This window comes from Pseudomonas kitaguniensis (assembly GCF_009296165.1).
GTDB classification, from domain to species: Bacteria; Pseudomonadota; Gammaproteobacteria; order Pseudomonadales; family Pseudomonadaceae; genus Aquipseudomonas; species Aquipseudomonas kitaguniensis.
On sequence record NZ_VUAZ01000003.1, the window covers coordinates 140,850 to 151,570 of the forward strand.

The following is a 10,721-nucleotide window of genomic DNA, read 5'->3' on the forward strand; positions in this document are numbered from 1 at the left end:
CATCGGAAGCTTCCTGCTTTAAAGACACTGAATTGCGCTGTTAGCAGCAACGCCTTGCATCGCCAAGCGTGCCACGGCGCGTGCGCCGATCTCACGTTGGCTCTTCTCAACATCCAGATAACACGCCATCGCTCGAGGCAGATCTCTCGAAACCAGCTTACCTGTCTCATAAGACTCACCCAACTGAATCAGCGCGCTTGCTGAGCCCTGTCTCGCAGCACCTTCAAGGGAAGCGAGTGACTTTTGCGGATTGATACAAGCGCGCGACTTGTCGTACTCCCCCTCATCACAATAAAACTCAGCTAATGCGACACCCGCGTCAGCAATCCTGTTTGAGGCAGTGATCAAAAGGTCGTAGATCCTGGGCGTGGCTAACTGCGGCGCCTGCCCTGAAAGGCTTATGCTGGCCGCAGGGAATGCCGCTTCAGCCGATCCTTTTTGTGCGCCATCAAGGTAACTGTCCAAGGCGGCCTCGTACAACTGAGCTGAAGAGTCTGACTGCACATAAATGCCTAAATCGTTAAACATCGCTCCTCTGCGCAATGCACGCTCATCTGCCGGCAGTGCGGAGGCCTGCGCCTGAGCATCCAGCACCGTTTCGAGAGACCAATCCTCAAGGCGATTAACCACCCAGCAATCACTGTGCTTGAAGGTGAGTATTTTCAAAACTGAACCTTGCTGGTCTCGTGCAATGAGCCTGTTCGGTAACTTAACCTGAACGATCAAACCAGACTTCAAGGAAAATAGATTCAACTCGTCCGCGTCCAGAGACGTTATTTTTTTCTGTATCACTCTGGGTTTGCTTCCATCAGCGGCGACCTCCAGCTTCAGCAATGGCGATGCGCTAAAAGCCTGGCGCACTTCGGGTGTGGCTGAAAATTCTTTCACAAACGCCGCGAAGTCATCACTTGGGCAGCTCGCTGCAACAGCTACTGAACCCGATCCGCATGCCAGCAGCACCAACACTCTGACACTGAAAAGCCAAAACCTAATGTCCATTTTCATACCAATCATCCCTCAGACAACAAGAAAAATCTTCGGCGCCGTCTTTCATCATCGTTTTCATCCTGGCTTCGATGACGATCCTCTCCCAAGCGTTCAGCTGAATCTCGGTCCCGTGTGATCACGCGTTGCGCCGTGCCCAGTTTCACATGCCGATTTTGCGCAACGGTCAAGTATTCGTCCATGCGCACTTCAACTTTTTGGTGGGCATGCGTGGTGCCGGGTTATTCAGCTTTCAGCTCGTTGTAGGTTTCTTTCAACAGTGTCGTCGCGTTTGTTACCGACGAGGATTTCATTGCCGTATTCGATGTTTTCTCCCTATTCACGCCTAAAGTACGTGGTTTTCTTTGTAATAAAGGTGCTTGCCGATCAACGATTCGCCGGTCGCCTTCAAGGAAGATCAATAGCACCTCCTTACCGATACGCGGGATGGTGATGCCATAGCGGTCGCCTGATCAGCAGCTTGAGATGCATAGCCAGCAGTTGGTTTTGTCGTTGGCCAAGTCTTCGCAATGTTGGAGTAACAACCACAAATCGTTCCACCCAGGTCGGAAAGTTCCAGGAAGCGCCCAGTGGTGGGCATGGTCTGGTTGCCCCAGCCTTCCGCTTGGTGATAGTCGGCGCAGTGGCGCTCGACGGTGCGATGACTAAAGAGCTCCTGACGTGAGTGCGTCAGCAAACAGCTTGGGCCAGGCCAAGGCCGCGCCCAACCTCTTCAGGTTTATAGGTGGCATCGAGTAAGTTCGTCATTTTTCAAAGTCGTCAGCTCGATGGGGGACGCGACCAGTGCGCGTGGCCAAGCGAACCGCGAAAAAAACTTTAAATAAACTTAATTATTTCCAACTACAATCGAACTATCTCGAACCCATCCTTTGGTGATAACCTTTCCAATATAAGTCACCTGATAATACAGACCTTCCCCGCTTTCATAATAGTCATTAAGAACTATTTTATCTCCCTTCAAGAGATAAGCTTTTTTTTGGTCAAAACCGCCATCTATGTTTTTTTCTAAAAAGTAAACTTTGTCTTCGGAAACAGTCGCTTCCACAACGTTACTTGTACTTTGCTTTAGAATCTGCGGCTCAGAGCATGATGATTCAGTACACATCTGTCGCCTTTCCAGTTGCTCCGAAAATTCTTCTGAATTTTCGCACTTATAATAATCTTTGATCTTATCGGAATAGCACAACTTTTCCCTGCGCCTAAACGGACCATCAGTATAATCACTGAAAATTCCGCCATTAATAAAGTCGGGATTAGTAACGGTTTTCACCCTTGAGGTTTTAAATTTGCCCAACCCCACGTCATAGACAAACAAAGAATAACTCTCATTCACGTCGCTTTCCCCATATTTCAGCGTAAGTACGCAAACTTTCGGATTACCGGCAGCTCCGAAATACCCCAAAAGCTCGCCAGATTGCTTATCAAAATTTAGTAGATACGTTTCATTCATACTATTTATTATACTGACTACACCACCACGAACTTGAACTGAGTCATCACCACCTATACAGTCGCCCGTTACATTTCGTTCCGTCTGCGGCGGAATAGTTACTTGTTCAAAGTGGGCGCGGACTGGAGCCGAAATTATAAGCCCAATTATAAAACACGCTGAAAAAGTCCTCATCTAACGACCTCTTTAATTTTAAAAACTGAACGCCATTCCGCTCTTCAGAAAGGAGTAAAACAACTGGCCATTGTATCGATCTGGCTTTTCACAGCTACTACGCAATGCCACCTAGGATATTCATATGATACCCACTACCAGCGAAACAACCGCACAGCAGGCCTACCACTCACATTCTCGCCCTGACGAAGATACTACATTTACAGTCGTATAAAACGAAAGCTTTTTGCCGTTTTTCTTAGCACACAGATTGATGAGACACTAGCCCCTTGAGCTAACACTTAATATTCACCGATTATGTTTCCTTTAAAGACCGCCAACCATATGTTTGTAGCTTGCTGTGGTATTCGCGAATATACTTCCTCGACCCTCTATCTTTCAAAACTAAAGAAATTTGCGTGATTTTTGATCAGGGAATAAACACTGCCAGGCCTCATTCATCAAATCCTGCCAAAGTAAAATGGCTATCTATCAGCTTCGGAGCAGCTGAGTTTTTTGATGGACGCGGAGGCAATCGGTATCACGCAGTTTCTACGCTGTTCACCAATTGGCCGAAGGGGAGTTAAGCTTAAAATAAAATGAATACCATCCTCTTTTACGGAAATATCGTCAAAACCAACATCCGAAAAATCAAAATCAAATTTCTTACCTTCAAATGAGCAAACGTTTGACGTCGATAATACAGCCCAGTAGTTCTCGGCACTAAGCACCTGCACCACAAGACAGCTATCATTGAACGTTTTTACATACCTAACAACATTATCGCCTATACGACCCGTTCCTACCTGTGAGACAGCACCCAACTCTGGAATACCTGCGACTGCGCCACCGATTGAAATATTAAAAAGATGGGGAAAATGCGAGAAAACTTCATGAATCACCTCAAATAAGCAGCATGTCTATTAAATAGATCTTCAGGCACATTACGCCAAATCAAGCCTTTTCACATTTAATAAACCAGACTTTATATCCAGACATGAATCCTACTCAGACCTGTGTTGTTCAGCTACCGACAAGTACCTCATAGCGGCTTTATGTGACAAATACTTTTGAGTTTCTAAATTAAAAACGAGAGCAGGTGTAACGCACCCTTTTCTCATAACCCAATCGCCTGGTGAGTTCTTCTCAAGCTCCTCTGAGATTTTTGTTAGAGCGTCGCCTCCCAAGCCAGCCACGCAAGCGCCGAACACGCTGCTATAAGCGGCTTCTGCTTTGTCGTTATTCTCAACCAGCGACTGATACGTTACGGAGCTAAATGGCACTTTTTTCTTTTTTGATAAAATGTATTAGATAATGAAATCTCATCCGCAGACGCTACAACCTCTTCACTTAACAGTAAAAACTGTTCATCCTTGAAAAACGCGATGATACTTCTATCATAGCAAACGCTACTTGACGGGCTGCAGAACCGATATCGCAACGAGATGTTATTATCTGCGACTGATAATCCTTGAAAAATCTCCAAACCACCTTTGTTTTTAATGCTATTAGGAACCAGTTCTTCATTACGCAAAATTTCTCTGCTATTTGAAATGACACTCAACGTGTAAAATTGACCACCTTTATCTACAAGTTTTATTGTATCTGGATTTCCATCCCCGGTTACATCTCGCTTCATCACTAAAAAATCTGATGCGCTTGCAATGCTAATGATCGCATCAAAAGAAAACGCAATAAAAAATTTAAAAACTGATAATAGATTCATGGCATGTACTCCAAACCATCTTACAAAAAATAGGACACCCAAGCTTAAATATTTTTATTCTTAAATCTGACACCTGATACTAGCGGTTGAACGTGTAGCTTGTTTAGCTGTTAAATTGGTCAGGCCCGCATTGGCGAGCCTCCAAGTTAACGTATTACCCGCAAAATACACTTATGTAGGACGAAGAAGTTTTATCGAAGCAAATCGCTTAAAGACGCTTTATCATAACGACTAAATTTATTAGCAATATTATCTGACGACACATCTAAATATACGGCATCATTCAAAGCATTGGCTTGATACACAGAAAAAACCGGATTTAGGCCAAACAAGTGTTTTTTTGTCTTCTGGTCGATTAATGTTTCAGGCACTGAAGAGCTCAAATCTTCCAGGGAATCATAAACTCTCCTAAGTTTAGTGGCACCAAAATCTGCCTCATCCACATTTAGTATAGATACCGGATTGCTCAATAGCGGATCTATAACTACAGCATCGGCGGTTTTTTTCCACTCATCGGTAAACGTATATGCTAAATCTTCATAATCTTCTACCAATGGCTTTTTTAAACCACACACCGCTTTGTTGATTAGCACACCATTTTGGTCGTTTCTAACGTCGGAATAAATACAGTCTATAAGGATTTCTCTGCCTTGCCTAACCAGTGTGAAGTACGTTCGAAAAGCCGAACGCGATGCCAAGTTTTCATAAAACAGAGCTTTACCGCCATTAAAATCAATAAGCGCCCTTGTATTTTCACCCTCAGTTCCAACAATATGCGCGACTGATTTGCTACCACCTGGCCAGGTAATATTTAAACTGTTTGTTTTATCATCGACCGAGTATATATCTTTTTGAGTAATCGCCGATTTTTCTGCCAGCGAGTGACCGGCAAATGAAAACGTGAGCACTGTTATGGCTATACGTACTTTTTTTAGATTCATAATTATTTCGTCTCCGGCGTGTTAGATGTGGCTTTTAATATAGATTCAAATTTTTTTGCATAGCTTGCAATTAGAGCCTTTTGATCTACGCCATTAATAACATTGCGAGCACCTTCATAATCTCTGGTCGTATTATTAACATAAGTACTCAGCTTTCCACCTGTAAATATTCCCTCCTCCATCCCCCAAATCATAATGGGTGTGGAATTTTCAAACCCGGCGGCTTCATCTGGATAATTTACAAAGTCGACTCCAAAATTTTTTTGGCTTTTTGGTGCCTTTTTCAAGTCAAATTAACTAATCCACGACCTCGATATTTAAAGCCAGGATTTACGGTATACATGACGTTAAATTCAAGCGCACTCTGCCTTATATAGCAATATATAAGGCTTTTAGAGATTTTAACTTTCTAAATCTATTGGTCCTCACCGTCCCGGATTGTAGTTTTGAAAATTCCGATTAATTACCTTGGTGAAAATCAACAACCAGACACGAATCATCCCCATGCTTTCCAAAAACTTCAAATTATGGAAGACAGTTCAATCCACCTGATCAACGCTTTTCCGCTTTTCATATTATAAGAAATTTTTAAGAACCCTGACTTATACTCTAAGAGATTAACCTCATCCCCTTTCACCAGATAACTTTTAATCCTGGCAGACTCTGATGGATCAGAATACAAAAAAGCCTTCTCCACATTAATTTTAGCAACCGCGCCGATGCCTTTAAGTTTTAAAGCTGCTCCATCAAAGATATCGGCGCTATTGATTTCTGAAAATTCTAACGAGTTTGGATGAATCACGTAATTAACCAGAACTATAGAAGCCACTGCTTTTGCGACATCGGCTGAGGGAAGCCGTAACTCCTTACTAGCACTATTAAATAAAATATTTCCTGTCGACCGGGAAAGTACTAACTCATCTACGCCATTAGGATAACTCCATAAAATCTGATAAGAACCGCTATCTAGCATATTTATATCAGGGATATTCGAATTATCTTCAATATCTTCGAGACTTATCAACCTATGGTTTGAACCTATCAAAACACCATGATCTGTTTCGCCTTTATAAAAATCAAGCACAGCGTCAGTAGGGAATTTTGAATACTGGTAAAGGCACGCGAATTCCGCCCCTAAATTATACTGTTTAAATAGATGGGCACCCGATGGAATTACCGTGCTGCAGTTCTCCGCAGCATGAGCAACACCGTAAAATAGAAAAAAGGCAAAAAAAACATTTGAAATCTTCATTACCACTCCGCCTTAAGCTTTGTATAAGCATTAGAAATTCTTGTATCGTAGCCAACTTGATTGGCACCATTATATTTCTTCGCAATTGTTAGCCAGTTTTTGTTCTTCATCGGTTCCAACATATTTTTTTCTTTAGTGAGAAAAACCTTAAAGTATTGCAGGTGTTGAAGTGCGCAGTAGTTTTGTGCCTCTACTAGTTCGTCAACACTTTCATACAATTGGGAATAATATTCCCCCATAACCTGAAACTTACCCCAGGAACATGCCTTGCTCGCAGAATCTTTATCTAGCTCACGGGCCCGCAGCAATCTCTCATATTGTGCTTGTTCGGTACCATATGAATAACCGGATTGGTAGACATGGACTATTTTTGGTTCAGTCGTAGACAAGTCATCCAACTGTTGGCTTGTGTAGCCTTTGACTTTAAGAAAACGGTACATATAGTGACGCTCGTAAAGTATTGCAGCATGCTGTTTTCCTGCGACGAACTCCTTAAACGGTACTTTATCACCCGTTTCGGCAACAGCGATGGCGCGAAGCACTTCCCTTTCGACCCCGAGCTGCGTAGCTAGTAGCTCGAAGTGCTCCTTAGTTACGTCACGAAAACCTACCTGGCAGGGTGAGTTGACGATTCCTTGCTCGAAACAGAAGCATCTATTACTTGGCAATAAGTTACTAATGATTGCTACTGGATGAAAGTGCGTTATTACACCTATGCCGTTTCCAATTGCTGCTCCACCGGTCAAGTCATCCCAAAATACCATTTCATCTATTCGTTCTTTTTCGTGCTTCAACGTCTTAGGCGAACCCTCCAACAATTGATCCAACTTGCTCCACTTAGGCGCATCGGCCTTGTCTTTCCACTCAGTCGGATGGTGTGCAATCAGCTTGCTCCACTGATCCCGCGTCTCCGCATTTTTCAGTGCCTCCGCGAGTTCGCCCGCATCGACCTCACCGTTGTGATTGGTATCGATCTTCGCAAAGAGGTCTTTGAAAAACTGTGGCGTGTCCTCTGGGTCGAGGAAGCCATCCGCTGCGGCATTGCACTCCTCAACAATCTGGAAGCCCAGTTTCTCCCAATCATGCTGAGTGACGATTTCCGCTTCTGTTTTTTTGATCAGGCCGCTCACCGGCTGGCCATTCTCAATCACACTCACTTCATACCAATCTTCAGTGCCTTCCTTGATAACTGGAGCCTTACTCAAATCGACCGCATGCTGGTTCTTGAGAGGGGTCACATCCGTAGCCGGGGCTTTTTTCTTGAGTCCAGCCCCTACCGCAAGGTGCAGATACTGCTTGCCGGATTTCAAGCCCGCGACGTTTTTGAGGAAATCTTTGACGCTTGCTTCGGCGGTAAAAATCTCCACGTGGACCTGGTGCTTGCTGTTGACACCACCCTCTTCGCTGGTGATATTTTCGGTGAACCCGAGATAACCGATCGGGTCACCCGCTTTGATGCCGGTGCTGGCCGTCTCAACGGTGTTGAAGCTGGTAGGTGTTAAAGAAGTCCAATCGAGAATGCGGTAATCACGCTGATTTTCGACACAGGCCCAAAAACTGGACGGTGCGGTTCCTGCACCCGCCAGATCGCCACTGATTTTAGTGCATTTGGCCATTCGGCGTGTAACACCATTAACCGTTAGATTCAGCACATCCTTGCTGTCGAACTCAACAACGCTGCCGGTAATAAGCTGCAGGTTGCCCAGCTTGGCCCCTGCGGGCTGACCGTTTTGTGGCGAAGCTGGATCGGCATATAAGTCGAGTTTGTTGACAACTGTGGCCTTGACCTTACCTTGCCAGTAATTGGGGCGCTGGCGCTCAACAATTTTGTCGGCTGTCCAGATATTCTTGGGCTCCGAGTTTTGGTAAGGCGCGCCGTTCTTCAGGTAGGCGAACCAAACTACAGCACCGGCCTCTCGGACTTTGCGGTTAACGTTCTTCACACTGCCGGAGAGAATTTTCCCCCTTGCATAGGTGACGTTACCGACGTCTTTCTGCTCGAGAATCTCAAGCTTGGTGCCCGTCGATAGTTTCCCTGGAGATGGGGTTCCGTTTGCTTCGGGGAACACGTCGTAGGCCTTGAAGTCGTTTACCGTCATGGTGACTTTGGGGGTGGGTCTTTCAGTTTCAGCTAATGGGTAACGCTGATACGGCAACAGATGCATATAGAAGCTGTAAAAATTCAGCGTATTTTGCTTGCCTTTATTCGGCCCTTCGTCGGGGTTAGGTACGGACTTGTACTCGTGCCGCACTAGACAGAAGGAGTTAGAGTATTTGAGTTTTTTCTCGTTATCTCCAAACGTCGACTCCAGATAATCGTCGTTAAGGCGGTAGGCAACCACTTCGCCGTCGGCCATGCAGCGCACCGGTTCATTCAGCACGCACTGAGGGGCGCTGGTGTCGGTGATGTGGATTCCGCCGTGCCAGAACTTATTACTGCCCAAGAGGTAGTGCCCAGATGTCTCCGCTCCCAGGGCCTGGTAAATCTCCTCTGCATCAGTGAACTGTTTACCGTCGGCCTTCCTGATGGGGTACTGAAAAGTCATCAGCGGCGCAGGACCGGCAGGCGCAGGCGCAGGGGCTGGTGCTGCAGGCGCAGGAGTTGGCTGTCCCCCCGTTCTGTACTGTGCCTTAGGGCGAAGAAATTTATCCGGCATCGGCCAGTAATTACTATTAAGGCCAAACTTAGCAGATTTCGGCCCCGTCGACGTTTGGGACCCAAAAAAATTGCCTTTTACCCGATTCGCGTCTAGATCTTCAACGACCCCGGTGTGCCCTCTGGTCACCCACAATGCGATGTCCCCACCATTAACATCGACATCGGCTAGCGGTATGACATCAAAATAAGTTGTATCGGTAGCTAACTGAGCTGTCGTTTTATAGGGAATGTCATAACCCGCATCCCGCAGCATTCGATTCAGCAAATTCGAACAATCGATTTCTTTGCGTCCGTTGTTATCTGCGTCTGCCGTACCGTGCCCGCCTAAGCCGTACTCATATTGGCTGCGTGGGTAGTTTGCTCGTTGCTCGAGTAGTCCTGTGCTCATAGGAAGCTTCCTGCTTTAAAGACAATGAATTGAGCTGCTGGCAGCAACGCCTTGCGTTACTAGGCGTGCCACGGCGCGAGCGCCGATCTCACGCTCGCTTTTTTCAACATCCTGATAACACGCCATAGCTCGAGGCAGATCTTTTGGAGCCAGCTTGCCTGTTTCATAAGACTCGCCCAGTTGAACCAGCGCACCCGCTGATCCCAGGCGCGCGGCACGTTCTAGGGAAGCAACTGACTTTTGCGGATTGATACAGGAACGCGATTTGTCGTACTCCCCTTCATCACAATAGAACTCAGCTAACGCGATACCCGCATCAGCAATCTTGTTTGATGCAGCGATCAAAAGGTCGTAGATCTTGGGCGTTGGTAACTGCGGCGCCTGCCCTGAAAGGCTGATGCTGGCTGCGGCAAATGCCGCTTCCGCTGAGCCTTTTTGTGCACCATCAAGGTAGCTGTCCAAGGCCGCCTCGTACAACTGAGCTGAAGAATCTGACTGCGCCTGAATGCCTAAATCGTTAAACATGGCTCCTCTACGCAATGCACGCTCATCCGCAGACAATAAAGTGGTCTGGTTCTGAGCATCCAATACCGTTTCGAGAGACCAATCTTCAACGCGATTAAGCACCCAGCAATCAGTGTGCGTGAAGGTAAATATTTTCAGAACTGCACCTTGCTGGTCCCGTGCAATCAACCTGTTCGGTAACTTCAACTGTAGGATTAGATCAGACTTCGAAGAAAACACATTCAACTCATCTGCGCCCAGTGCCGTGATTTCTTTCTGTATTACTTTGGGATTTCTTCCATCAGCAGCAACCTCCAGCTTCAGCACTGGGGATGCAGTAAAAGCGTGGCGCACTTCGGAAGTGGCCGAAAATGCTTTCACGAACGTTGCAAAATCGTCGCTTGGACACTCCGCTGCAAAAGCCTCTGAACTCAACCCACAGGCCAGTACAACCAACCCTTTAAGGCAAAAAAGCCGTAATCTATTGTTCTTTTTCATAACCAAATCATCACTCAGAAAACACAAAAAAAGCTTTCGGTTTAACCTTCTCAGGCGGCGTATTCATCAACGCCTGATCCATCAAACTCCCCGCCTTATCCTGATCCGCAGCCCCCGGCAACAGCGGTGGCTTAATCCCTATCCC

General features: G+C 46.0%; 10 protein-coding genes. All 10 read right to left on the bottom strand.

Annotated features, from left to right (window positions below; all coding sequences use genetic code 11):
• Positions 1-18: 18 nt before the first annotated feature.
• Positions 19-1,005: an SEL1-like repeat protein gene (locus F0169_RS01015; protein ID WP_099235290.1), complete on the bottom strand. Its 987-nt coding sequence runs from the start codon at positions 1,003-1,005 to the stop codon at positions 19-21.
• A 221-nt stretch (positions 1,006-1,226) separates the two neighbouring features.
• Positions 1,227-1,406 (bottom strand): hypothetical protein, encoded by a 180-nt coding sequence (locus tag F0169_RS01020; RefSeq protein ID WP_152745178.1) that lies wholly within the window; start codon positions 1,404-1,406, stop codon positions 1,227-1,229.
• Between the two features lie 425 nt (positions 1,407-1,831).
• Positions 1,832-2,629, bottom strand: a complete 798-nt coding sequence (locus F0169_RS01025; RefSeq protein WP_152745179.1) for a hypothetical protein — start codon at positions 2,627-2,629, stop codon at positions 1,832-1,834.
• 464 nt (positions 2,630-3,093) lie between these two features.
• Positions 3,094-3,510, bottom strand: a complete 417-nt coding sequence (locus F0169_RS01030) for a hypothetical protein (protein WP_152745180.1) — start codon at positions 3,508-3,510, stop codon at positions 3,094-3,096.
• Positions 3,511-3,872: 362 nt separating this feature from the next.
• Positions 3,873-4,334: a hypothetical protein gene (locus F0169_RS01035; protein ID WP_152745181.1), complete on the bottom strand. Its 462-nt coding sequence runs from the start codon at positions 4,332-4,334 to the stop codon at positions 3,873-3,875.
• Positions 4,335-4,525: 191 nt separating this feature from the next.
• Positions 4,526-5,275, bottom strand: a complete 750-nt coding sequence (locus F0169_RS01040; RefSeq protein ID WP_143505303.1) for a hypothetical protein — start codon at positions 5,273-5,275, stop codon at positions 4,526-4,528.
• A 2-nt stretch (positions 5,276-5,277) separates the two neighbouring features.
• Positions 5,278-5,562, bottom strand: a complete 285-nt coding sequence (locus F0169_RS01045; RefSeq protein ID WP_143505305.1) for a hypothetical protein — start codon at positions 5,560-5,562, stop codon at positions 5,278-5,280.
• Positions 5,563-5,795: 233 nt separating this feature from the next.
• A complete protein-coding gene (locus F0169_RS01050; protein WP_152745182.1) occupies positions 5,796-6,527 on the bottom strand; it encodes an SH3 domain-containing protein in 732 nt (243 codons plus the stop codon).
• Positions 6,527-9,574, bottom strand: a complete 3,048-nt coding sequence (locus tag F0169_RS01055; protein ID WP_152745183.1) for an N-acetylmuramidase domain-containing protein — start codon at positions 9,572-9,574, stop codon at positions 6,527-6,529. The genes F0169_RS01050 and F0169_RS01055 overlap by 1 nt, the downstream gene beginning before the upstream one ends.
• A 15-nt stretch (positions 9,575-9,589) precedes the next feature.
• Positions 9,590-10,576, bottom strand: coding sequence for an SEL1-like repeat protein (locus F0169_RS01060; protein WP_152745184.1), 987 nt, complete (start codon positions 10,574-10,576; stop codon positions 9,590-9,592).
• Positions 10,577-10,721: the final 145 nt, after the last annotated feature.

Bases quoted from the DNA above. Each gene is read 5' to 3' on its own strand.
- F0169_RS01015 (WP_099235290.1), bottom strand. From the start codon at position 1,005: ATGAAAATGGACATTAGGTTTTGGCTTTTCAGTGTCAGAGTGTTGGTG.
- F0169_RS01025 (WP_152745179.1), bottom strand. From the start codon at position 2,629: ATGAGGACTTTTTCAGCGTGTTTTATAATTGGGCTTATAATTTCGGCT.
- F0169_RS01035 (WP_152745181.1), bottom strand. From the start codon at position 4,334: ATGAATCTATTATCAGTTTTTAAATTTTTTATTGCGTTTTCTTTTGAT.
- F0169_RS01040 (WP_143505303.1), bottom strand. From the start codon at position 5,275: ATGAATCTAAAAAAAGTACGTATAGCCATAACAGTGCTCACGTTTTCA.
- F0169_RS01050 (WP_152745182.1), bottom strand. From the start codon at position 6,527: ATGAAGATTTCAAATGTTTTTTTTGCCTTTTTTCTATTTTACGGTGTT.
- F0169_RS01055 (WP_152745183.1), bottom strand. From the start codon at position 9,574: ATGAGCACAGGACTACTCGAGCAACGAGCAAACTACCCACGCAGCCAA.
- F0169_RS01060 (WP_152745184.1), bottom strand. From the start codon at position 10,576: ATGAAAAAGAACAATAGATTACGGCTTTTTTGCCTTAAAGGGTTGGTT.